This is a genomic window from Novosphingobium sp. HR1a (assembly GCF_015594425.1).
GTDB lineage: Bacteria > Pseudomonadota > Alphaproteobacteria > Sphingomonadales > Sphingomonadaceae > Novosphingobium > Novosphingobium resinovorum_A.
The window spans coordinates 24,183-47,620 of sequence record NZ_JABXWS010000069.1 but is presented as its reverse complement, the minus strand read 5'-3'; the positions used below and the strand labels follow the sequence as shown (position 1 = coordinate 47,620).

The window sequence follows — 23,438 nt, the reverse complement described above, 5'->3', positions numbered from 1 at the left end:
GGGTGGCATGTGCGTATGTCCAACCGGCAACGGTAAAGGCGCATGCGCCTGACCGACAGGCAGGTTTCCAACATCCGGCTTCGGCCGTCGCCCCGAGTGGACATAGGTGCGACGGATGGGGCCTAGACGACAATCAGGTGTGAAGAAGTTGCCGACAGGCACTCTTGAGGCGTGGCGAGATTACGCGATGCTGAAATGGCGGCGTAGCCTGCTCTCAGGTGACCGGCATGGCCAATGACAGTCATCCGGACGGCGACACCCTCGATCGGCTGGGTCACCATGCCGTCAATCACAGCACCGATGGTGCGTTCTCGCGGCTATACCGCGAGGAAAGCCGATGGCTGGTACGCTATTTTCACCGCAATTCCGTCTCCAGCGCCGAGGCGGAGGAACTCGCGCAGGAGACTTTCCTTCGTTTCTTTCGCAGCGGCGCTGCGATGATCCTGAAAACCCCGCAAGCCTATCTGCGCCGCATCGCGATCAATCTTCTTCGAGATCATTCGGACCTGTCCTCGACCCGCGTGGAGCGCCTCAAAAGCCCCCTTTCCGATGCTGCCGAACTTTCTGCTCCCATCGATCCGATGCGCATCCTGGCGGCACGGGCAGACATCGCCTTTTGTGAAAAAGTTCTTGATGGGCTCGATCCGCTCGATCGAGAATTGTTTTTGCTGAGCCGCGTCGAGGGCTACAGTTTTCGCGAGATCGGACGACAGAAAGGACTCAACGAATGGGCTGTAAAGCGTAAGGTCTTCAGGACGCTCGACCACCTCGTGGATATCATGGAACGCCGATGACCGAAGACGACGCTCCGCTGACGATCAAACAGCAGGCCCGGCGGTGGGCTATGGAAAGCCGGGACACCCCAGCGCTGCATGCCGCCGCGATGCGCTGGTGCGCCCAGGATCCGGAACATCGCCGGGAATTCGAAATCGCCGATGCCGCGCTGACAAACTATATCGATCCGGCAGCCAGAAACGTGCGCAGTCGCCAGAAGCAGCGACGCCGGCAAAAGCTGGCAAGGATCGCGATGGCGGCCTCCATCGCAGCGATAGTCCTTATGGGCGCGCATATTGTCCTGGGTCAGAACGTCAGCAGCTTCAGGGCCGCTACCCCGGTGGCTTCGCGTGACGGCGAGGACGGCAAGATGCGGCTCGTCCTGGTCACAGGGAAAACCGAAGTTCGGCGGGTGACATTGTCGGATGGTTCGATCGTGACGCTCGATGCCGATAGCCGGTTGCTGGTTTCGATGCGCGCCGATCGCCGCGAAATCACTCTCGATCATGGCCGCGCGGTCTTCTCTGTCACCCACGACACAGCCCGTCCTTTCGTCGTCACCACGGATGAAGGCACTACCACGGCTCTCGGTACCCGGTTCAGCGTCGAGAGACGTGCCCGATGCCAGATGAATGTGGTTCTTTTCGAAGGGCATGTCGCTGTCACGCCGCCGTGTCAGGGTGCGCAGAATGCTGCGACCGGAACACCACGCGTGCTTCAGCCCGGCCAGCGGATACGCTACACTGGCGCCCAATCTCAAAGGAATTCTGCCATTGCTGAGCCCGCTCCGAGCAACGACGAAGAATGGGTGACCGGCGTGAAAAGCTATGACGATGAAACTGTCGCTGCGATCCTGTCGGAGGTGAACCTTTATTCCGACGTCAAGCTGGTCGCTGCTACCCCTGAAATCGCCGCGATGCGCGTCAGCGCAGAACTGCATATCCGCAATTCGCAAAGCGTCGCCAGGCATCTCGCCCGTTCGCTGGGTCTGACACTCGACGATCAACAGCCCGATCGGATATTTCTAAAGAAATAGCCGCCCAGATTGCTCGTTCCGAAAATTCTCCCGTCTAGCCTGTCATGGCCGTCACGCGACGCGCCGACTGGACAGCGGGGGATAGAATGCGAACGGTTCGTTTCGAAGTTCTGGCAGGCGTTGGCGCGTGCGCATTGGCAACCGGTACACCGGTATTCGCTCAAGCCGACCGGACCGTGGATTTCGACCTGCCTGCGCAATCGCTAACAGAAGCGCTTCGGGCGATCGCGCGCCAGAGCGGTCTGGAATTCTCGGCTCCGGCCGATCCCCTGCGCGGAAAATCCGCCAAGGCGCTGAAGGAGCGCCTCTCTCCGACAGAGGCCGCGAACCGATTGCTTCGCGGCACCCGGCTCACAGCCGAGATCGTCGACGGCGCACTCATCATACGAGCGCTGGGCGGCACGAGGTCTTCGGGAAACGCCGATGAAATCGTGGTGACGGGAACGCATCTTAAATCGGCGGACAGCGCTTCGCCGACCACCAGGCTCTACGCCTCGGACATTCGATCGGCAGGGCAAGTCGATCTCGGCGAGGCGATCCGCGCCCTGCCCCAGAATTTCAGCGGCGGACAGAACCCCGGCGTCTCGCCCGGAGCCAATGGCATCGCCAACCAGAACCTCGACGCGAGTTCGACACCCAACTTACGAGGACTGGGCGGCGATGCCACTCTGGTGCTGCTGAACGGCCATCGCCTGTCCTATGGATCGTTCGTGCAGGCCGTCGACATTGGCGCGATTCCACTGGCAGGCATCGAGAGGATCGATGTCGTCGCCGATGGCGCATCGGCGATCTACGGTTCGGACGCCGTGGGCGGCGTCGTCAATGTCATCCTTAAACGCGACTATGATGGTGCCAATCTGACGGCCACGCTGGGAGGCGCAACCGATGGTGGCGACTTTCTGCAGCAATACACTGGGGTCGCCGGAAAGACCTGGAAGAGCGGCGGCGCCATGCTCGCCTACAGCCATCAGGCCAACAGCGCGATCCATTCCGGTGACCGCGACTACACGGCCTATATGCCAGATGGCGGAACGATTTATCCGAGGGTCAATCAGGACAGCGTCGTCGCCAGTGCCCATCAGACGATTTCATCGACAACCGAGTTGGGCATCGACGCTGCATACAGCAACCGGCGCTCGTTCATGTCGCAGGCCACGGACTACGGCGTTTCCTATGTGAACCGGCCAAATGTGACGTCCTATTCGGTCACGCCCTCGGTCCGCGTCGACCTTGGATCGCAATGGGAAGCGCATGCGTCCGCCACCTATGGCCAGAGCAAGCTGGACTACGATCAGACGACGCTCAGCGGAAGCAATGTGTCATCCCGGTCCACCGGTTTCTACAAGAACAGGATCGTCAATCCCGAGGGGTATGTGACCGGCCCCGTCAGCGGGATCGGTCCTCATCCGATCGACATCGTGGTCGGCGCAGGCTACCGCTACAACAGCTACGATTACGCCCCCTCGGCGGCGTCCTTCCGCTACGGCGGATCAATCGACAGTTCCTACGCCTTCTCGGAAATCAAGATCCCGCTGGTTCTGCCCGAGGACGGTTCCGTGCTGGGGAGCCGCCTGATCCTGAGCGCGGCACTACGCTACGAACGCTATCCCGGCATGGCTTCGGTGGCGGTGCCCAAGCTCGGAATGGTCTACGGGGTTTCTCCCGATTTCGACCTCAAGCTGAGCTGGGGCAAGTCCTTCAAGGCTCCAACCCTCGACCAGCGTTACCAGCTACGCGGCGCCTATCTGGATTCGACGAGCTATATGGGAGGCGAGCGTTTTCCTGCCGGTTCGACCGTCCTCACCGACTATGGCGGCAACACCGATCTCAACCCGGAGCGCGCCAACACATGGTCTGCAACGATCGACCTTCACCCTCGCGCGGTCGACCGTTTCCATGCCTCCGCAAGCTACTTCCATATCGGGTATCGCGACCGCATCATCCAGCCAGTTTCGGGCGCGGCAATGTTCACCGCGCTCGCCGATCCGGCATATGACCCGGTCGTTGATTATTCGCCCACGCTCGCCGAGATCGAGGAGGTTCTGTCGAACGCTGCCTACTTCTACAATTTCGCCGGGGACGATGATCCCAGCAAGATCGTCGCGATCATCAACAGCCGCTATACGAACGCCGCATACCAAACGATCCAGGGCGTCGACCTCGCGGTCGACTACAGCCTGCCCGTGACGGCCGCATCCTCGCTGACGTTCACGGCAAGCGGCGCATGGCTCTGGTCCAGCCAGAATTTCACCGGAGATTCCGCAAAGATCACGCTTGCCGGAACCATATTCAATCCGCCTCGCTTTCGGGCACGGGGAAGCGTTGCCTGGTCAGACACGAAGTGGACGATCGGCGCCTATGTCAATCATCAGTCCGGACTCTCGGACAACCGGCAATCGCCCGCAGCCCAGGTCGCCGCGTTGACCACGCTCGATTTGTCAGCGGGATACCGGATCCCGCAGGGCGAAGGGTTGCTGAGCGGCCTTGGATTGCAAGCCAGCGTGCAGAATGCCTTCGACCGGCATCCGCCCTATGCGGCTCCGAGCGGTGGGTACAGCTATTACGTGAACTACGATTCCACCAATTCCTCACCCGTTGGACGCTTCGTCAGCTTCACGATCTCCAAAGACTGGTAAGCGCGCGGCTAGCGGCGAGCGCCGTTTCCCGTCCTCGAATGGACTCCCAATCATGAACCTGTCACCGATAGCGCCTCTCGGCTGCGCCCTGTTGGCGTGCGCCATTTCTCCAGCACATTCGCAGCCCGCCAATGCTGCGCCCTGCACCTTATCCCTGACCGCACCATCACCCGGACAGGCTCGAGTGGTGACCAAGGATGACCTTCTCGCATTGCAAGACTTCGGTGCCGTCGGATTGGGGAATGATCCCGCTGCGTTCAGCATGTCGCCGTCTGGCGCAATGGCCGCTTTGCAACTGCGCCAGGCCGACGCTGAGAACGATCGCTATTGCACCGCGATCGTTCTCGTCGATACGGACGCCGCGCATCGTGCCCGAGTAATCGACGACGGGGGTGAAATCGTTGCCGCCACCTCGACCCGATACGGCATGACCGACCTCCCGCTCGGAATACCCAAGCCCGCGCTGCTCCGCTGGTCCCCCGATGGAGGGCGGCTCGCCTACGCCAAGACTTTCGCCGACCGCTCCGAAATCTGGATCTACGATCAATCGAGCCGCAAGACCCGCCGTTTGGTGACAAGCGCCGCAGATGTTCTGGAAATGGCGTGGTCGCACGATGGCCGGCGCCTGCTCTACACCAGTCAGCCGGGGCTGATCGCCGCAAGGGCAGCCATCGCTGCCGAAGGCGAGCATGGCTATCGCTACGACCAGCGCTTCTGGCCGCTGTCCAGCGACAGGCCCATGCCGCCATCCGATATTCCCAAGGTCGATCGTGCAATCGATGCGGAAACCGGCGCCGAGTTTGCATTGGCGCCGACGGATGAAACAGCGCTTCACCCGTCGCGCACCTCGCCCGCTGGCGCCACGGCGACAGCGACGGCTCGCGACGGAACGCGCATCGCCTGGGCCGTTCCGCAAAGCACGGCGCTCGATGCCGTGACCGGGATCCAGGTCCGATCGCAACGGAGCGGGGAAATCACCTGCCCTTTCGCGTCCTGCAGGGATGTAACCGGCTTATGGTGGACGCCAGACGGCAAACGCCTCATCTTTCAGCGGCGGTCGGGGGTCGCGCGAAGCCTGACGGAGTTCTATTCCTGGACAGTCGGCCCGACGCCGCCCAAACGCCTGCTCGAAACGGCTGACGCGCTGTTCGGATGTGCACTAGCCGGGCCCGACCTGCTGTGCGCGCAGGAAACGGCGGCTCATCCCAGAACGATCATCGCGCTGGACACACGCACAGGGAAGCGGCGCGAAATCTTCGATCCGAACCCGGCCTTTGCCTCGCTGCAACTGGGCAGCATTCGGCGGCTTGCCTGGACGAACGATTACGGCCTGGAGACATATGCCGATCTCGTACTACCGCCCGGCTGGACGCGGGGACTGCGCCTCCCGCTCGTGGTGGTCCAATACGAAACGCGAGGTTTCCTGCGAGGGGGCACCGGCGACGAATATCCGATCCAGGCGATGGCCGCGCAAGGGCTCGCCGTTCTCAGCTTCAACAGGCCTCCCTGGTACGGGCTGAGCCGCCACCCCAAAACGGATGCCGAATTCTATGCCCTCAACAACGACGACTTCGCCGACCGGAGGAGCAACCTCTCATCGTTAAAAACGATCATCGAGCGGTTGAACCGGGAAGGCATTATCGATCCCGACAGGGTCGCCATCACCGGGCAGAGCGACGGTGCCGTGACCGCAACCTTCGCCCTGGCGAATTCGTCCCTGTTTTCCGGTGCCATTCTCAGCACATGCTGCGAAAGCGAGCCCGCGCAGGAGGCCAGCGGTCTGGCGCTCGATGAATTCTACGTTGCGATGGGCTACCCCGCGACCCGCGCGGACCGACCGGAATTCTGGCGCATAAATTCGCTCGTGGATGCCCCGGAGGCAAAGAAGGTTCCGATCCTCGTTCAGGCAGCATCGAGCGAGTTTCGTATGGGGCTTGCGACCTATCGCGATCTTCATCGCAAGGGCTGGCCGATCGAGATGTATGTCTATCCCGATGAAGGTCACATGAAGCTTCACCCGGCCCATCGGTCGGCCGTCTATGGACGTAACCTCGCCTGGCTAAAGGACCATCTTCAACACCAGTGACGACACCACATCTCGACCTCGTGCAGGTGAAGGACGCGAATGATTCTGGCTTCCTTGCCACCATGGACCTTGAGGACGTGCTCGACCGCATCCACGTCGATAAGCGCCTCGCCGGCCAGGGCTCCGTCCCTGAGGTCTGCCAATATCCGAGCACGATGGAGATCGACGATCTGGTATACCAGACCGTCGAACGCGCCCTTCAGTCTGCGGCCCAGAATGTCCGCAGGAAGGTACGGCTTCATAGCGGCTCGGGCCAGGGCCCGATCCTGGCCGCCGGTGAACCAGAACCAGGTGGGCAAGGAAAGGCACAGTTCCACAAGCGGCTGCGAAAGGATCGGGAAGATCGTCGGCAATGCGCCCTCGATGTGGAGGTGATCGGTGGCCGCCGTCGCGCGCGCAATATTTCTGATGAGCTGCCTTTGTCCCGGCCAGAGCGGCGCGTGCGTCGCGATCCACGGATGTGGCTCGTCGTCGCGCATCGCGATGGCCCTGGCCGACAGGAGATCCGTCGTATCCGGCCATGATTTGGCACGATCCCGGCGGTGTATGGCAGCCATTGCCTGCCGAAGCACTGCGGGCAACGATGCCCCTGTCGCACGGCATATGTCCGTGGCAGTGCCGGGCAGATCTCGGGACAGGCCGGAATGAAGATAGCGATCGGCCAGAGGGTAAGCCGAGTGCAATTTCCCGAAAACATTGTCGCCGCCCCCGCCATTGAAATGCGCGGTTGCGCCAAGTGCTGCGGCTTTGTCGGCCGCGTGCCTATCGAAGACTTGCGTAAACGCCCGGGCCGATGGTCGGGGCCGCGGCGCCGAGAGATTGCAGTCAACCTGAACTTGTCCGGGGTCGCAAAAGACCGCATCGAGTTCGAGCCCCAAATGCCTTGCAACCGCCCGCGCATAGCTGCGCTCATCTGCCTGCGGGGATTTCCCGAAGTACTGGACCAGCCCGACCGGCCCGCACCGCGCCGCCAGCGCGGTTATCGCGGAAGAATCGAAACCGCCCGATAGAGCGACCAGCGGGCGCGGATATCGCTCGCACCACATGGCGACCGCTTCCGAAAAATGGCCCTCCAGAAGCTCAGCGGCTTCGACGAAAGGGATGTTCAGCCTCGTTCCCACATGATGCTCGGGCTTCCAGAGCAGTTCATGGCGGGCGTCATCCCGGGTGATGTGAACCAGTTCGCCTGGAAGAATTTCCCTGATCCCGGCCAGGCATGTCTCGCGCCGCCGTCGATCCGGGGCGAGCAGATGATTGGCAATGCCGCCCCAGTCGATCGAAGGCTGCATACCCAGATGCCTGCACATCGATACGGCGTCCGCCGCGATGGCGACCCGCGAGCGCGAAGGGCCGAAGTAGCATGGCACCATCCCGGACGGATCGCGATAGACGGCAATCTCTCCCGTCTCCGGATCCTGCGCGACAGCAACGAAACGTCCCCAGCATGCGCGCGCGATTGCACTCAAGGCGTCCAACGGCCGCGCTGCGGTATCTTCCGATGCAAGCCCGGGCCGCAGTCGATCGAGATGAAACGCGTCGCCGAAGACGACCAGGTTACCCTGACAGAGATATTCGGCGCGCAGGTCCGCGCTGTGCGAGAATTCCTCGCAGAAGCGCCCGCCCGGCGCCGCCTCGCGATGCACCCGTGGCGCGATTTCCACCGAGATCGAAAATGTCGCATTCATGGCGTCGTGCTCATGGCATTGTGTTCATGGGAAGCAGGAGGATCGCGCGAAATCCCGCAACCGTCTCGAGACTTTGGCCCAGGACGGTTCCGTCCAGCTGGACCCAGCAGTGCGCCTGGAACGGGTCCGTCTGCACGCCGAACACAATTTTCGATCGAACCGCATACCGGGTCACCAGACGCTGCAACGCCAGCGCATCGGGCAGGCACCGGGATGCGCGCGGAAACAGAAGGGCCGCACGGCAAAATGCCGACAACCACATCCCCAGCTTCGCGGCATGAGCCTCGTTGCTGACATCTGCGGCCCGCGCGGGCGCGTTGGCAATGTCCACCAGAGCCCGCAAAGTGCAGCGTCCAACGGTTAAATGGAAGAAGGCCAGCCAGGCCGCCGAAACGACGTACCGGAAAGCGAAGCGAACTCCAAAAACGTAGGGATGTTCGGTGCCGACAATGGACCGTTCCGCGGCAGTGATAGCGGCGCAATCCCAGGGACAAGGCCCAGCCGCAGCACCAAACAATCCGGATTGCATCAAGGCGTCGGTCTGCGATGGCCCCAGGTCCGAGCCTTTCGCGCCACTGCGTACCAGCGTAGCGAGTTCGGGCTTCAGTTCGAGATAGCGGTCACGATCGATGTCGAGGACGATGATGCGGTCCCCGCAATCGCAAAGGCCTACTCCATTTCGAGGGATGACGAAGGCCATGGGCAGATCCTCGAAAAAGCCTGGCCCGGACGCAATGCCCGGGCCAGGCCGATCAGCGCTCAGTCGTCGAGGATGCCGAATACCGGCTGGCCCTGCGGGTTGTCGATCCGCAGCTGGCCGGTACCATGCGTGACCTCGCTGGCGATGCCCAGTTCGACCACACCGTCATCGGCGGCTTCATGTTCGCGTTCCATATTTGCCTCCTTCTGTGTGCCACGCGGTTCGTGGCGACAGAAAGGCTATGGCCGGGAAGCGATATATTCAGCCCCATACGCTTTCATGCTGAAAGCATTCATGCGCCGCCAGGATGGCAACGGCTCAGAGTGCGGCGGGCCCTTCCATAACTGTCATAAATCAGTCAGGTGCGGATCGCGATACTGCTTCGCATAATACTCCAGCTGCGCGAATGCGGCGACGATGATAATTCCACATGGCCGCGAGAAGTTCTTGCGCGGAGCCTGATGCCGCCAATGTATTGGCGGCGGTGAGTTCATCGCCGCAGTCGGACCAGCGCTCGGTCTCGACGAGTCGTACCGCCCGCAAACGCTCGCCGGCATTGCGGACGGCAGCGACAAGCTCACCGGATCCCGACATGCGCGCAAAGCGAAGAAACAGGCGTTCGGCCGCCGCAACGATACGATCCGGCGACGCGCAGTCGATAGTCCCGCAATCGATAGCCCAGCCATCGACTGCGGGGCCATCAAACTTCGCGGCGCCGCCAGCTTTTAGCGCCATGCGGATCAGATGGCCGTGCCAGGTATAACAGTCGCGCAAGGCCTCGACGCTCCAGGTTCTGAGACGAAACCCGCGATGCTCGCCCATCTCCAACAGGCCCTCACCATACAGGCGGTGCAATGCATCGCGGACCGGCGAAACGCTGGTTCCGATGTCACTGGCGAGCTGCAGGACCGACAAATCCCGGCCCGCCGTGTAGCGCTGCGCCAGCAAAGCCTGCTTGAGCTCCGCGTAGACTTTCTCGTGCTGGCGGGCGCCCGGCGACATCATCGTTCACTCGCGCCGTTCAGTCGTATCTGCCCGACCTCCCGCTGCATGACCGGGGTCATTTGCAAGAAGCTGGCGCGAAAGGATGTCAAGGTTGTGCCGGGCGATGGCATCGATGCAGACGGTTTCGAGCCTCGACAAATCGCCTTCGAGCAATGCGCGCGGAAACACCCGCTGATGTTCCATGAACAGCAGGGGTATCAGGAGATGCCCTGTCGAAAGCCCGAGCGCATGAGCGCAGCGAAAATGGTCGTCGAGCCGCGACTTGGGATTGCCGGCCTCGATTTCGCGCAGCCAGCGCGAACCGATGCCAACCTGAGCAGCAAAGCGTTCCTGCGTGATCTTCTCGATCCGTCGTTGCATTTCGATGCGCCTCCCCGACATCAGCTTGATCGTCGCAAGCACGGAAGGATCGCGTGCGTTGGGTATCGCCCAAAGCGGCATGACCAGGTCTCCCTTGCCAATGGCTCAAGCTCCCGCGCAGCCCGGACCTTAAGAGTGTTGTTGATAACACCTTGGGTCAAACGGTAACGCTTTCATGGTGAAAGTATCGCCCGACAGCTATACGGCCGAATACCTTCTATCGCGACCTTCTGACCTGAACATTCTCCGACGCCTTGCTGTAGATCGTCTGCAATTCGCTTCTCTCGAGGCCCAGCAGGAGGCTAAGGCCCGCGTTGTACAGCCGCCACGTCGCGACAGGCCGTCCGTACTGCCCACTGTCGGCAAGGCGCTGTCCTGTCCGTTCGACCATTTCGGCAAGAAGCGAAGTCGTACCAACGAAACGGCGCGAGGTGCCGCCCAGTTCTTCGCAACCGGCCGATTCCAGCTCGGCGGCGACGTCGGCGGGATCGCTGGCATCGAGTATGTTCATGGCGACATAGAGCGTCATGCCATAGGGAATGAATTCGCCGGTCATGCGTGCGAGCCGGCAGTGACAGGCGAGGAAAGCGTCCACGCCCTTCACCGAAAGTTGCAGTTTGTAGGTTCTGGACGTCCTCATACCGTCGCTCCCTCGCCCGAGTCGCATGCCAGGCGCCGTGCATTTCCCGGCGCTCCCACAGGCAAGACGGGAAAAACAGCCGGAGAAAGCACCATTTCCGGCACTGGGATGCCGATTGAGGCGCTGTATTTCCGATACGGTATCTCAGTGCCCTGCCCGTTGCGGCGGTGATTTCCTCGCGTCATCCTTCATCCATCCGATCATCACGGTGACGGCGAGCGCAGCCCATAACCACGCTCCGGCCTGAACCGCATGACAAACGCCGTCGCGTCACCCTGACGCGGCGAAAGGAGGAGGCATGGGCCCGATGTTCCACGATCATCGTGAATTGGTGATGACCAGAAGCGTACGACCGTGTGTATCCGGGCTCGCTAACCAGGCCGACGCCCGAAGCCTTCCGTCCATGCCGCGTTCCAAATTGTCGACGTCCGGCTTACCCGGACGGCATCGACCCCGCATTGCGGCCGGTGGGCTCATCGGTGTAGCGCTGATGGCACTCGTTTCGACCAGTCCCGCGCATGGCAATGAGCCCGGCGATACGTTGGCCGATGCCCAGGCCAGCGCCGAGCGGCAGCTCCACCAGACGTTCACCAACTTGCGCTTCGAGGACTTCGGCCCGGCACCGGTCGAAGGCCCGATCTATCAGGCCAGCGCCGGGGGGAAGATCATCTATTTCGCGCCGCAAAGCGAACATCTGCTGTTCGCCGCGGTCTACGATCGCAACGGCGTCAACCTGACCGCACTGGCGCAGGAGCAAGGCACAGCCCGCCGCCTGAAAGCGATCGATCCCGCCAAGGCGCTGGCGATCGGTCCCATGGACGCTCCGACGGTGATCGAATTCACCGATCCCGATTGCGGCTTCTGCCAGGCGCTCGATCGGTTCTGGAACGCGAAAGCGATGGAAGGAAAGCCCGTCAGGCGGCTTATCTTCTTCGTCAGCGGCATTCATCCGGCCGCCGCCGCCAAGGCAGAACACATCCTGTGTTCGCCCGATCGCGAAGCGGCTTTCAAGGCCACCTATTCAGGGCAGGTACCTGCCCCGCTGCGCCAATGCACTGCCGGACACACCAAAGTCGCCGAAGATGCAGAACTGGTCGCGCAGATCGGCGTTTCGGGAACCCCGACGCTTATCGCCGACGGCAAGCTCATCTCCGGGTTTCAGCAGGCCGAGCTGGAGGCTTTCCTCGACCGGCACGCCAAGCCGAAATTCGCGAAGGCCTCAGGCGGCGAGGCGCCGCGCTGACCTCTCCCGTGCGCGAAGGCGCGCCCACCGATTGCGAGGGCATTGGCCCATGGCCGGTCGCGGCCGGGACAATGAACCGAGATGCCGGCGGCGACGGGCTCATGGAGCCGTCCACCGACGCCCCGGCCGACACCGATCATCGTCGATGCCGGCAGGCGAATGTGCGGACGGCTCCGCAGTGCAAAGGAGTGATACCATGATGCGCAAAATCGGCAGTCGTGCCCTCGCGGCGGTGAATCTCGGCCTCCCTTTGGGCGTGATGGCCCTGATCGCGGGGCCGGCCCACGCCTTCTCGGCGCCGGCCCAGGGCGATCTCGGCTACGACATCTACGACATCGTCGTGAACAAGGGCGTGAAGGGGCCGCTTGGCTTCGTGGGCGGTGTCGCCGCCTTCCTGTTCGGCGTCTCGCGCCTCTTCTCGAACATCATGATCGGCATCCCGACCATCGTCGCGGCCGTCTGCCTCATCAAGGCAGATTCCATCCTCCAGACCTTCGGGATGGTCGTCTGAAATATCCTGCGCAGCCGCGCTCCTGGCCTACCTGCCAGGGCCGCCCGCGCGGGCAACGAACTGGGGACCGATGGTCGGTCCCCGGAAACCGGCACCTTCGCAAGGTGTCATGAAGCAGGAGGAGAAGGGCAGATGGACGAGCGTCTTCCGCAATATCTGCATCGTCCGGTCCAGATCCTGTGGTTCGGATCGGACGAGTTCCTGCTCGCGACCTCGAGCATTTTCGTGGCCGCGATCGTGGGCGGACTTGTCGGTTGGGCGCTCATCGCCGCCCTTCTCCTTTTCATCCCGTGGAAGCGGACAAAGCCCCGGGGCTATCTGCCCCACCTCGCCTGGCGCTGGGGGCTGGTCTCCTTTCCGCATTATCCGGGTCCGACACAGACCCGCTTCTTCGAGTAGGCACCATGGGGCTCATCGGACACAAGACGAAGCGGCCGGACCCCTTGCTGGGGAAACCTGCGAGTTTCGGCATCCATCGCTACCTGCAGGGATCGGCGAATCTCTTCGAGGAGAACCGCCTGCTCAAGGTCGCGGTCGTCGGCATGTTCGGGGTGACGCTCGTCCTCGGCACGGTCATCTACACGACCAACCAGAATGCCCGTACCATCGTCGTACCCTTCGGTTCCGCAGGCGACCTCTATGTTTCGGGCAGCAAACCGTCCGAAGCCTACCTCGTCGCGGTAACGCGCAACATCGTCGCGCTGTCGGGGACCTGGTCGGCCTATTCCGCCGACCGGCAGTTCCAGGAGCTGCTGGGACTGGTTCATCCATCGGCCTACGCAGCCATGCGCGACAGCCTCAACGCCGTGCTCGACGAGCTCACGGACAATCCCACGCTGTCGATCGCCACCTACATCCGGGGTGACCAGCCCGTGCGCTGGACGACTTATGAGATCCTGGTGCCGGTCGAGAAGGTCCGCGTCATCGGCGGCGTCATCCGCAAGTTCAGGGGCACCTTGCGGATCGGATACCGCATCGAGAACGGCCGCTTCTGGCTCACCCGTCTTTCCGAGGAGCAGTTCGATGCCGAAACCCATTGAACGCCGCGCCATCCCTTGCGTCCCATCGATGCTCATCCTGGTGCTTCTGGCGATGCCGGCAGCGGCCCAGACGATCCAGGCTCTGCCAGACCAGACGAGCCACATCCGCCTCTCCAGCCGCGACATCAACCACGTGGTGTGCGAGGGCGGCGAGATCGAGGACGTCAAGTTCTCGGCCGAAAAGGGCCTCGCGGTCGAAAAAGGCGGCGCCGACGCCTGGATCAAGTTCCTGACGCGCGAGGTCGATGATGCCGGCCAGGTCACGCGAACTTATGTGACCCAGCCCGCCGAGTTCTTCGTGACCTGCAACGGGGCGACGTACCCGCTCTACGCCGAGCCCGCCGAGATTCCGGCCCAGAGCGTGCTGCTCGTACCCGGCGCGCGGCAAAGGGCGCAGGCGAACGCCGACCTGCTCGCCGCGCTCGCCGACGAGGACCGCGCCGTCTCGATCACCATGGCCCTGCTTGCCGATCGCATTCCCGCCAGCTTCAGCGAAGTCGCGCCTGCCATGGGCGGCATACGCCTCGCGGCCCTGGCCGGCGTGCAGATCACGGAGCAACGCCGGATCGCCATCGAGGGCACCGGCCTATCCGCTTCGCAATATCGGCTGCAGACGGACGCGCCTGCCGTGCTCGACGAACGTCAGATGGTCGATCCCGCGCTGGGCGAGCGCATCTTCGCGGTTACTCTGGACCGCATCCGTCTCGGAGCCGGCGAGGCCGCCAGCCTCGTGGTCGTCCGCCGCGGAGCCGGAAGATGAACGGCCCTGACGACATGGACGGCGTGGGCGTCCCCGGCGAGCGCTCGTCCTACAAGGCACATCTGCAGGAACAGGAAGCGGTGTACCGGGACGACGCGGATCGCGTCCGCCCCGGGCTTTCGCTCGACTGGAAGGCGCGGTGGTCACGGCTGTCCGCGAAGCAGCGGCTGCGGGCACGCCAGGCTGCGGTCGCCGGCGTGGTCGGTGTGCTTGGCCTTGCTCTCTACTTCGCTTCGAGCGGGGAGGAGGATGTGAAACCCGCCGATCCGGCCGCTTCGCTCAACATGGGCGCAGGGCTGCGCGGCGACAGCCTCGAGGTGAAGCTGCGCGGCGACCTGAAAAAAGTGCTCGATGGTCAGCAACTGCTCGGCGACAGGGTCACGGCCATCGAAGAAGGCAAGGTCCTTCCCGGCAGCAAGGCGGCCGCCGGCGGTCAGGGAGGCGGCGACGATCTGCCGCCTGCGCTCACCGATACCGTGCCGGCCCTGCCCTATCCACCCGAGATCGGCGACGTTTCGGCGGATGCCGACAGGTTGCCCGCGCCGCCGACCGGACCGGGTGCATCTCCGGCGCCGCCCGCGCCGCCGGTCGAAAAGACCCTTGGCGGCATCGGTTCGGCGACGAGCGTTGCCCTGCCGCAGACCTCCACCGATGCGTCCACTTCGTCCAAAAAAAAGACCCGGACGATCTATTTACCACCTGGTTTCATGAAGGCCCGCCTGCTGACCGGGATCGACGCGCTGGCGAGCCGGGACGCCACGAGTAATCCCGAACCGATCATCGCACGCGTCCAGGCGCCCGCAGTGCTCCCCAACGAAGTGAAGGCGAACCTCGCCGGATGCTTCGTCATCGGCAATGCCACCGGCAGTCTTGCGAAGGAGCGCGTGGAGGTTCAGCTCGTCTCGCTGTCCTGCGTGGATTTCGACGAGCATTCGGTGGTCGACCAGCCGGTAAAGGGCTTCTTCGTCGATACCGACGGCAAGAAGGGCCTGTCGGGTAAAGTGGTGACGCGCGCAGGCGCGACGCTGGCGCGGGCCTTCATCGCCGGGACCATCAGCGGCATCTCGCAATCGGTGGAAGGCACCTTCGGCAGCACCTCGACATCGGCGCTGGGCTCGGTGCGGACCCTTGATGCCGCCGATGCCGCCAGGACCGGCATCGCCGGAGGGCTTTCGAAGTCCTCGGACAAGCTCACCGACTTCTATCTCGACCTCGCCCGCCAGGCCGGCCCCATCGTCGAGGTCGGAGCGGCCAAGGATGTCGTCGTGGTGATCCAGGAGGGCATCGCCCTCGAGATCAAACCCGGCGCGAGCGCCAAATTCTGATCGATGCATCATGCTGAAAGGAGCCCGGAACATGGTCAGGTTACGTTCTGCATTGCCCGCCCTTCCCCTTCTCGGCCTGTCAGCCTGCGCCGCTGTCGGCTCGGTGATGTCGCCTTACAGCGAGAAGTTCTCCTGCAAGAACAGCGATCACGGTCAGTGCATCCATCCCGACCAGGCCTATGCAGATGCTCTGGCGGGCCGGGGATCGAAGTCGGACGCGGCGGTGACCAACGACCGCAAACTGCTTGGCCAGGCAACCGGCTCAGCCAATGAGGATCGCAAAGGCCGGCAACCAAAGCCTTCCGCCGCACCGCAATTTGGCGACGCCAAGATCGGTACGCTGGTGGAAACCTCATCCTCGCCGATGCTGAAACCCTCGCAAACGGTACGCACGCTTATCCTGCCTTATGCGGACAAGCAGCGGCCCGATCGCCTCTACATGGCCCGGTATGTCTATTCGATCGTAGACAGGCCTGCGTGGGTGGTGGGCGATTACCTCGTCGAACCCGGCGGCCGCGTTCCCGCGGCTCCGGTTCTGCACACGACGCGCGACAACGACGGGCCGGACGCAGATGCAGTCGCAGACACAGATGTCAGCCGACCCGGCTCGCACGAACTGGAGCACAGGCCATGAGCGCGCGCTCCGCCCGGGGTGGTCTCAGCTACCAGCGTTTGCGCGCCGCAGTCTCCCGCGATGCCTACTCGGACTTCCTCCCCATGCTCGCCTGGGTCGAGGAAGAGGAGGCATTCCTGTGCATCGACGATGGCTGGGGCCAGGCCTGGGAACTCGTTCCCGCAGCCTACATGTTCGCCCATGTCCAGCAGGCGCTGCTCGGCCTCCTCAACATCCATTTTCCCGAAGGAACGGTGCTCCAGCTTATCACCTTCGCCGACCCGCTGATCGACCCCGCGCTCGATGCCTTTCTCAACCTCAAGGTGCGCCCCGATCCGCTGGTCCAGGCCTCGGCGCGGCGCACCGCCGACTACCTGCGCGCGGGCACCGGCGGCCTCGATGCCCTCAACGGCATCCCGGTGCGCGATTTCCGGCTTTTCCTCGCGATCAAGACGCGGGTGACGCTCGGTGCGGACCTGCGCCGCCAGGTCGAGGAGCAGCTGGCCAAGATGGGCATTCGCCGTTTGCCGCCGGCCGAACTCGTGAGCTTCTACCGCCGCGTCTTCAACGGCGTCTTCGCCTCGGCGCCGGGCGTCTTCCTCGAGCATGGCGTCGGCGGCATGCCGGCACCCGCGGTCGCCCGCCAGATCATCGAGGCCGGGCCGGACCTGTGTTTCGAGGGGCCCGAGGTTTTCCTCGGCGACCAGGTCGCACGGTGCCTGACGCCCAAGGCGCCGGCACGCCGGATCACTGCCGAACGCGCGAACCGGCTTCTGGGCGGAATGCGGGGCAGCGCCGAGGACAGCGACCAGATCGGGGGACCGTTCCTCTACTGTCTTTCGGTGTTGTTCGATCATTCGCAGTTCGAGATCCACAAGCGCGCCCAGATCCTCTCCGCGCAGAAGGCCGCCGGCAGTTTCGCGGTCGAGGTCGGCAAGCAGATCGAGGAAATCGGATGGATCCTCGACGAAGCCTCGAACAGCCGCTTCGTCTCGGTGATCCCGGCGATGTGGGTGATCGGGCGTGACAGCGCGCACGCGCGCGACATGGCCGCGCGCGCCAAGCGCTTGTGGGAATCGGAGCCGCTGCCGTTCATGGTGCAGGAGGAAAGCTATCTCCTGCCGGTGCTGCTCGCCGCCAGCCTGCCGTTTGGCCTCTATCCCGAGAAGCGTACCCTGAAGCTGCTGGAGCGTGACTTTCGCATGCCGGTCAAGGCCGCGACGCTGATGGCGCCGGTCCAGACCGATTTTCGCGGCGGCGGGCGTCCCGCTCTGCTCTACGTCGGACGCAAGGGCCAGCTCATCACGCTCGATCTCTTCGATCCCAGGATCAACAACTACAACTTCATCGTCTCGGCCGAATCCGGTGCGGGCAAGAGCTTCCTCCTCAACAACCTGTGCCAGCAGTATTACGCCCAAGGCGCACTGATCCGGATCATCGACATCGGCGGGAGCTATCGCAAGCTCTGCACCTTGTGCTCGGGCCGCTACATCGACATCGGCGAGGAGCGCCTTGTCCTCAACCCCTTCGACATGGGTCTCGCGCTCGATGGCGAGGACAAGCAATCGGCGATCGCGATGGCGGTCGCGATCGTCGCGGAGATGGCCAATGCCTCGACGCGCAAGCCCGTCACCACCTCCGAGTGGAACCTCCTCAAGTCCGCCGTTCAGTGGACCATCGACGGCGGGAGGGGCGAGGACGGCATCGATGCCGTGCGCGACTGGCTCGGCCGCTATCCCGACAACGTGACCTCCGATCTCGACCGCGTCGACCATCTGGTGCCCGTAGCGCGCGAACTGGCCTTCAACCTGCGCGATTTCGGATCGGCCGGTGCCTACGGCCACTTCTTCAACGGTCCCTCGACCCTCGACATCCGAAGCGACGAGTTCGTCGTGCTCGAACTCGAACGGCTCAAAGCCCTGCCCGATCTCTTCAACGTGATCGTCATGGTCGTGGTCAACGCCGTCACGCAGGAACTCTATCTTTCGGACCGCGGGCGTCCGCGTTTCGTCCTGTGCGACGAGGCTGCGCAGTTCATGAGCCGCAGCGACGGCCAGGATCTCTCGCGGCTCGCGGAGGCATTCGGACAAGGCTATCGCCGGGCGCGCAAGTACCAGGGCAGCTTCGGCATCGTGCTGCAGAGCATGAACGACCTCATGCTGTTCGGCGGCACCGGGCAGGTGATCCTCGAGAACGCGGCGACGAAGTTCCTGCTGCAGGGTTCGACATACGACAAGGCGGTCGACAACAAGATCCTCGACTATTCGGGTTTCGTCCTCGACCTCCTGAAATCGGTCCGCAACGCCAAGCCCAACTATTCGGAGGTGTTCATAGATTCCCCGCTCGGCCTCGGCATCGCGCGGCTCGTCGTCGATCCTTTCAGCTACTGGATCAACACCTCTGCGCCGGGCGAGGTCGCCGCGTTCGAAGCGCTGCTCCGCCAGGGCCAGAGCCCGCTCGAAGCAGTCTGCACACTCGCCGGCGTTGATGCGGCGCAGGTCCTGGGCGCCGCCCACCGTCAGGCCGGGACGCCAGCATGACACGGGCGCCCATCCTTCATCCCGACCGGCTCCCGCTCGACTGGCAACGCGATCCGGCGATGCTCGCCGTAATCGAGGCGGCCATCGAGGAGCGCGCCGCGGCGCGGGCGGAAGCCGCGGCGTTCCGCTGGCGGGTGCGGCTCGTCTCGATCGAAACCGTCATGATGGGCAGCCTGGTGACGGTGGCGGGGATCGCGCTTCACCAGCCGGTCCTCCCCGCGCTTCGCGCCGGGCTCATCGTCGCTGCGGGATGTTTCGCCAGCGGCATGCTCCTGATCGGCCTGTCGGGCGCATTCGGAAAGCTCGTATCGCACCTGCGCCGCCGGAGAAGGACATGAACGGGATATTCTCCGCGACGCCGGCCCCGGCCTCGATCCGCCTCGTCATCGGCAGCCAAGGATTGCTGCTGGTGCAGTCCTGTATCGCCTGGCAGTTGCCCGCGGTGCCGGACCAGTTCCGCGTGCTGGTGGGCGTCACCGCGCTCGTCACGCTGGCAGCCCTGATCGGCGCCGCGATCGGCGAGAGAGGCCATCACCGCCCCTCGCCCGGACGACCCCGCCATGGTCGGTAGCCCTATGTCCCGTCCTGGTATTTTCCAGCCGGCATGGGTGGCAATCGCCCTTGCCGCTGCAGCCTCGACCTCGACGGCAGCCCTCGCCGCAAGCAGCACCATCGGCCGTACATGGCCGATCGCGGAACCCGATGCGCTGAGCGAAATCGAAGCCCGCGCGGCGCGCGCTCCTGCCATGGCGACGGCCCTGGGACCGCGCGAGAACTGGTCCGCGTTGAAAGCGGCGCCGCTAGGTGCCGCGCGCGAAGACCGGATCCGCACGGTCGTGCCCTTCTATACCCTCGACCGGGACATCCGGCTGCCGGACGGGAAGCTGCTCTACGCGAAAGGCTTCAGCTTCAATCCCCTCGCCTACGTCTCGCTTCCACAGCGTCTCGTCGTCGTCCATCCGACCGAACTCGACTGGGCGCTGCGCACGGCGAAGCCTGCCGATCTCATCCTGCTGGCGGCAGGAAGTCCCGGCGATGCCGATGCCGTCACACTGGGCGAACGGCACGGAAGAGCGCTGTTCCTGCTCGAGGACCGGGTGAAGGCGCGGCTCGGGCTGACAGTCGCCCCGGTGATCGTCGCCCAGGCCGGCCAGAAACTGGTCCTGACCGAAGTGGACGCAGGCAAGGCCGCGCGAAAGGCGGCGCCATGACCAATCTCTCGCTACGCAAGATGGTGACGCTCGGCGGCGCGCTGGCGGCCCTTGTGATTGCAATGCCCGTCCAGGCATCCAGCTGCGAGGCCGGGACCGTCTTCAATCCGATTACCAAGGTGCGCTGGAACTGCATCTTCCCGATTACCATCGGCGGGGTAAAGATCGGTCCAAGCGATCCACTCGGCAAGACCCTCGACGCCCAGTCGGCTTCCAAGCCGCTGTGCGCGTGCCGCAAGGGCGTGACCTTCTGGTTCGGGGTCAAGGTCAGCTTCTGGACGCCGAACCGCATGGTCGACGTGGTGACCGAGCCCGGCTGCATGATGGCGCTCGGCGCCGACATCATGCCGACCGGCGGCAAGCTCCAGGGAAGCCAGAGCAGCCTCGCGGACGGCACCAACACGCGCAAGATGTTCGCCCAGATGCACTACTACATCTCGCCAGTGTGGAAGATGCTCGACATGTTCACCGACCTGCCGTGCATCGAGGACGACGGTTTCGACGTCGCGCTCATCACCGAGGTGCTGCCGACCTGGCAATCGGCGACGCTGGGCGCGATCATCCAGCCCGAGGGGATCCTGTTCGGCAACCCGGCGGCGGGCCTCGCCTGCATGGCCGACAGCGCCGCGGCCGCAGCGGGCAAGGTCGTCGATCCGCTGTTCTGGTGCATGGGTTCGTGGGGCGCGACGTATCCGGTGGCAGGCGACATCCATTTCGGGGACAGCGTCGAGGCCTGGGCCGGCCTTGCCGCGCGCGGCCTGTTCATGATGGGCCGGCTCGGCGCGCTCACCGTCAGTTCGGCCGACGGCTGTTCGTTCATTCCCCAGCCCGTGTGGACCAAGAGCCGCTACAAGTTCCAGCTGATGGAGCCGGTCAAGGGCGGCCAATGCGTCAACATCGGCCGGCCAGGCGCGCTCTGGACCAGCGCCAAGCATGCCCCGGGCAAGGACAATGCCCAGTTCATGCTTTTCGAAAAGACGATCTGCTGCGCGGGAGTATCGACGCCGTGAGCAGCTTCCCTCCCGAAATCCGCATGGGACCGGCGGGGATCAGCCGATGGCTTGCCCGTCAGCCCATTGCCCTCCTCGCTGCCCTTGCGGTCAGACCGGCGCCGTGCTCCCCCAGCGGCGGCGGTCGGACGGTCGGCGTGGCCCTGAATGCAGACGATGACGAGGCGGCGTGTCCCTCCTCGCCGCCTGTCATCGTGGCCACGCTGACCGTCTTCGAGGGACAGGCCGTGTTTCGCGCCGAAATACCTGGGCCCCCGCACGGCGTGCTGCTGTTCCGGCTGCGGCGCGGATCGCGCCAGGTCGTCCCGGGCGGGATCCGGCCATGAAGAGGCACGCACTGCTCCTCCTCGCCCTGCCGGCGGTCGTGACTATACCGCTCCACGCGCAGACGAGCGAGGATCATGCCCGCGCCGCTGCAGCCGCAGCCCGCGCCAAGAGCGGCGACAGCGATGCGCTGCTGCGCAACTACGTGACACCCGGCCTTGCCGGTACGAGCGTCACCACGGTGGATTCCTCAAAGGCATTCAGCCCGGATCTGGCCTGCCAGAAGACCGCGACAATGCTCGAACTCATCGCGCAGCCCGGCGCGACCGGCGACATCGGCACGCTCAGCATTTCGCGCGACCGCGATCTTAACGGCAGCTTCGACGAGGCTCTGACCGTCCCCGTGCCGATCTCGGGTATCTGTGCCAACGGCGTGATCGCCTGCACCCCAGGCACCTGGGATGCATGCCGCTTCCTGCGCTGGGATACGTCGGCCTCGGGGGCGCTCAAACTCAGCGAGGCCGAACTGAGCGAGCTCGCCGGCTGCTACTGCGTCAACGCCAGCTGCGGCAGCAATCTCGTCTGGGGCAACATGGCCTCGGTCCTGAAGGATCTCGGCGGCGGTGTCATCGGCGCGCTCACCAGCGCAGATCCGCGCGTCGGAATAGCGCAGGCCACGATCGACGGTCCGGTCATTCGCTACACCGGCGCGCAGACGACATCCTGCACGTCTCAGGCCGAAGTCGCGGCGACGGCATACCGGGCGAACCCGAATTCGATTGCCGGCGATGCCTATGCCGCGTCGCAGGCGAGCAGCGTGTTCCAGACCCTGGCCGCCTCCTCGACCGGCTCGGGGACGTCCGAGGTTACCCGCAGCTGCACCATCACCCGGCAGGTCTCGCAGGACGAGATCACGCCCGAGGCCATCATCGATCGGATCTCTGGGGGATACTCGACCTACACGACGGCCACCGGAGGCCTGACGTTCGTCATGGGCTCGCCGAGCGACAACAGCCTTTCGGGCGGGTCCTGCTCGATCTTCGATTTTCACATGACCCTGCGCGTCAAAGAGGCCGATCGTGTACGCCAGGTGCTGCTGACCCGCTTCGGCGCCGACGACTGGGCGCAGATCCGCGTGGACGGCGAGCTGCTGGGCTCGGGGCCGCAGACCTGGACGGGGACCGGATTGCCGCCGGGCAAGTGCGAGAAGAAGGGGGCGTTCTACCTTACGCCGGGTCTCGATCTCACGTCGAGGATGACTAAGGGCGATCACGATGTCTGGCTGCGCGTGGCGGTTGCCGAAGGCGGCGAAGCCTACGCCGCGATCGAGGCCAGCCTCGATACCGGATGTGAGCCGAGCGAACAGCTCGTCGATACGTGCTCGGCCTATGCCTCGAACGCGAAATGCCGGTTGCAGGACGAGACGGTGGACGGGGTCAGCACCTGGCGCAGCGGCGTGAACACCGGCCTTGCCCCGCTGCCCCAGACCAGGCTTGTCGGCACCGGTGCCTGCACCGCGCAGGTATCCCGCGACTTTTTCCTGCGCGAACGCAGCTACCGTTGCACCGTCGATCTCGGGTCGGCTTCCGAGCCCGATCTCTCGCGCGCTGCCTACATCATCGACCACTCCACCGAGACGCTGCTCGCCGACCGGATCGCGAACGCCGACGGCAGCCAGACGCTGACGACCCGCGCCTTCTCGATGCCGGAACGCGGGACGGTCAATACCTGCGAGCCGCTCTGCAAGACCCGCAGGGCGCAGGCGAATACCTCCGCCGCGCCGGACGGCGTAACCGGCGCGAAACAGACCGACCCGATCGGTTGGGACTATTTCTATCGCACCTGCCAGGACGCCGATGTCTGTCCGGCCGGCGAAGGCGAGGAGCTGGTCCAGGGATGCGGCTGTCTGGGCGATTTCGCCGAAGCGGCGGTAATGATGCAGTCGGTCCGGCTCGGCGGCGCCGACATGGTCTGCACGAGCAGCGTGCGATGAGGCCGG

At 64.2% G+C, this 23,438-nt stretch carries 24 protein-coding genes; 18 read left to right on the top strand and 6 right to left on the bottom strand.

The genetic code is table 11. The annotated features are described in order from the left end of the window. The first annotated feature begins 227 nt into the window (after positions 1 to 227). The 4 genes from HWN72_RS19470 (at position 228) to HWN72_RS19455 (ending at position 6,532) form a co-directional block, all read left to right on the top strand. On the top strand, positions 228 to 794 hold the full coding sequence (locus tag HWN72_RS19470; protein ID WP_211151069.1) for an RNA polymerase sigma factor: 567 nt from the start codon (positions 228 to 230) through the stop codon (positions 792 to 794). After that, the gene (locus HWN72_RS19465; protein ID WP_211151043.1) at positions 791 to 1,810 is read left to right on the top strand and encodes a FecR domain-containing protein; all 1,020 of its coding nucleotides are present in this window, start codon (positions 791 to 793) and stop codon (positions 1,808 to 1,810) included. The genes HWN72_RS19470 and HWN72_RS19465 overlap by 4 nt, the downstream gene beginning before the upstream one ends. A 176-nt stretch (positions 1,811 to 1,986) precedes the next feature. After that, positions 1,987 to 4,446 (top strand): TonB-dependent receptor domain-containing protein, encoded by a 2,460-nt coding sequence (locus HWN72_RS19460; protein WP_309141578.1) that lies wholly within the window; start codon positions 1,987 to 1,989, stop codon positions 4,444 to 4,446. 187 nt (positions 4,447 to 4,633) lie between these two features. Continuing rightward, the gene (locus HWN72_RS19455) at positions 4,634 to 6,532 is read left to right on the top strand and encodes an Atxe2 family lasso peptide isopeptidase (protein WP_289357235.1); all 1,899 of its coding nucleotides are present in this window, start codon (positions 4,634 to 4,636) and stop codon (positions 6,530 to 6,532) included. Here HWN72_RS19455 and HWN72_RS19450 read toward each other — a convergent pair. The 6 genes from HWN72_RS19450 to HWN72_RS19425 form a co-directional block, all read right to left on the bottom strand. Next, positions 6,520 to 8,217: an asparagine synthetase B family protein gene (locus HWN72_RS19450; RefSeq protein ID WP_211151040.1), complete on the bottom strand. Its 1,698-nt coding sequence runs from the start codon at positions 8,215 to 8,217 to the stop codon at positions 6,520 to 6,522. The two genes, HWN72_RS19455 and HWN72_RS19450, sit on opposite strands and share 13 nt — an antisense overlap. A gap of 10 nt (positions 8,218 to 8,227) precedes the next feature. Beyond that, positions 8,228 to 8,917 carry a lasso peptide biosynthesis B2 protein gene (locus tag HWN72_RS19445; RefSeq protein WP_211151039.1) on the bottom strand — a complete coding sequence of 230 codons (690 nt, stop codon included), beginning with the start codon at positions 8,915 to 8,917 and terminating at the stop codon, positions 8,228 to 8,230. 59 nt (positions 8,918 to 8,976) lie between these two features. Continuing rightward, a complete protein-coding gene (locus HWN72_RS19440; RefSeq protein ID WP_211151038.1) occupies positions 8,977 to 9,111 on the bottom strand; it encodes a benenodin family lasso peptide in 135 nt (44 codons plus the stop codon). A 160-nt stretch (positions 9,112 to 9,271) separates the two neighbouring features. Further along, positions 9,272 to 9,922, bottom strand: coding sequence for a GntR family transcriptional regulator (locus tag HWN72_RS19435; RefSeq protein WP_248006142.1), 651 nt, complete (start codon positions 9,920 to 9,922; stop codon positions 9,272 to 9,274). Positions 9,923 to 9,925: 3 nt separating this feature from the next. Continuing rightward, the gene (locus tag HWN72_RS19430) at positions 9,926 to 10,363 is read right to left on the bottom strand and encodes a transcriptional regulator (RefSeq protein WP_211151037.1); all 438 of its coding nucleotides are present in this window, start codon (positions 10,361 to 10,363) and stop codon (positions 9,926 to 9,928) included. A gap of 136 nt (positions 10,364 to 10,499) precedes the next feature. Beyond that, a complete protein-coding gene (locus HWN72_RS19425; RefSeq protein ID WP_211151036.1) occupies positions 10,500 to 10,922 on the bottom strand; it encodes a hypothetical protein in 423 nt (140 codons plus the stop codon). A gap of 490 nt (positions 10,923 to 11,412) precedes the next feature. Between HWN72_RS19425 and HWN72_RS19420 the strand changes: the two genes are divergently transcribed. From HWN72_RS19420 to HWN72_RS19355, 14 genes are all read left to right on the top strand, one after another. Further along, on the top strand, positions 11,413 to 12,165 hold the full coding sequence (locus HWN72_RS19420; protein ID WP_211151067.1) for a DsbC family protein: 753 nt from the start codon (positions 11,413 to 11,415) through the stop codon (positions 12,163 to 12,165). Positions 12,166 to 12,361: 196 nt separating this feature from the next. Then, positions 12,362 to 12,676: a hypothetical protein gene (locus HWN72_RS19415; protein WP_211151035.1), complete on the top strand. Its 315-nt coding sequence runs from the start codon at positions 12,362 to 12,364 to the stop codon at positions 12,674 to 12,676. A 132-nt stretch (positions 12,677 to 12,808) separates the two neighbouring features. After that, positions 12,809 to 13,075 carry a type IV conjugative transfer system protein TraL gene (locus HWN72_RS19410; RefSeq protein ID WP_069064025.1) on the top strand — a complete coding sequence of 89 codons (267 nt, stop codon included), beginning with the start codon at positions 12,809 to 12,811 and terminating at the stop codon, positions 13,073 to 13,075. A 5-nt stretch (positions 13,076 to 13,080) separates the two neighbouring features. Beyond that, positions 13,081 to 13,716, top strand: a complete 636-nt coding sequence (locus HWN72_RS19405) for a TraE/TraK family type IV conjugative transfer system protein (RefSeq protein WP_211151034.1) — start codon at positions 13,081 to 13,083, stop codon at positions 13,714 to 13,716. Next, positions 13,700 to 14,476 carry a type-F conjugative transfer system secretin TraK gene (locus HWN72_RS19400; RefSeq protein WP_211151033.1) on the top strand — a complete coding sequence of 259 codons (777 nt, stop codon included), beginning with the start codon at positions 13,700 to 13,702 and terminating at the stop codon, positions 14,474 to 14,476. The genes HWN72_RS19405 and HWN72_RS19400 overlap by 17 nt, the downstream gene beginning before the upstream one ends. Then, positions 14,473 to 15,801 carry a TraB/VirB10 family protein gene (locus tag HWN72_RS19395; RefSeq protein WP_211151032.1) on the top strand — a complete coding sequence of 443 codons (1,329 nt, stop codon included), beginning with the start codon at positions 14,473 to 14,475 and terminating at the stop codon, positions 15,799 to 15,801. The genes HWN72_RS19400 and HWN72_RS19395 overlap by 4 nt, the downstream gene beginning before the upstream one ends. A gap of 31 nt (positions 15,802 to 15,832) precedes the next feature. Next, positions 15,833 to 16,435 (top strand): TraV family lipoprotein, encoded by a 603-nt coding sequence (locus tag HWN72_RS19390; RefSeq protein ID WP_211151031.1) that lies wholly within the window; start codon positions 15,833 to 15,835, stop codon positions 16,433 to 16,435. After that, the gene (locus HWN72_RS19385) at positions 16,432 to 18,954 is read left to right on the top strand and encodes a TraC family protein (protein WP_211151030.1); all 2,523 of its coding nucleotides are present in this window, start codon (positions 16,432 to 16,434) and stop codon (positions 18,952 to 18,954) included. The genes HWN72_RS19390 and HWN72_RS19385 overlap by 4 nt, the downstream gene beginning before the upstream one ends. Further along, positions 18,951 to 19,292, top strand: coding sequence for a hypothetical protein (locus HWN72_RS19380; protein WP_211151029.1), 342 nt, complete (start codon positions 18,951 to 18,953; stop codon positions 19,290 to 19,292). The genes HWN72_RS19385 and HWN72_RS19380 overlap by 4 nt, the downstream gene beginning before the upstream one ends. Next, entirely contained in the window at positions 19,289 to 19,525 is a 237-nt protein-coding gene (locus tag HWN72_RS19375) for a hypothetical protein (RefSeq protein ID WP_211151028.1), read from the top strand. The genes HWN72_RS19380 and HWN72_RS19375 overlap by 4 nt, the downstream gene beginning before the upstream one ends. Positions 19,526 to 19,529: 4 nt before the next feature. Continuing rightward, positions 19,530 to 20,165, top strand: a complete 636-nt coding sequence (locus tag HWN72_RS19370) for a conjugal transfer protein TraW (protein ID WP_211151027.1) — start codon at positions 19,530 to 19,532, stop codon at positions 20,163 to 20,165. Between the two features lie 20 nt (positions 20,166 to 20,185). Continuing rightward, positions 20,186 to 21,175 carry a TraU family protein gene (locus HWN72_RS19365; protein ID WP_375154532.1) on the top strand — a complete coding sequence of 330 codons (990 nt, stop codon included), beginning with the start codon at positions 20,186 to 20,188 and terminating at the stop codon, positions 21,173 to 21,175. Then, positions 21,172 to 21,501 (top strand): hypothetical protein, encoded by a 330-nt coding sequence (locus tag HWN72_RS19360; RefSeq protein ID WP_289357233.1) that lies wholly within the window; start codon positions 21,172 to 21,174, stop codon positions 21,499 to 21,501. Before HWN72_RS19365 ends, HWN72_RS19360 begins: the two co-directional genes overlap by 4 nt. Then, entirely contained in the window at positions 21,498 to 23,432 is a 1,935-nt protein-coding gene (locus HWN72_RS19355; RefSeq protein WP_211151025.1) for a hypothetical protein, read from the top strand. Before HWN72_RS19360 ends, HWN72_RS19355 begins: the two co-directional genes overlap by 4 nt. Positions 23,433 to 23,438 lie beyond the last annotated feature (6 nt).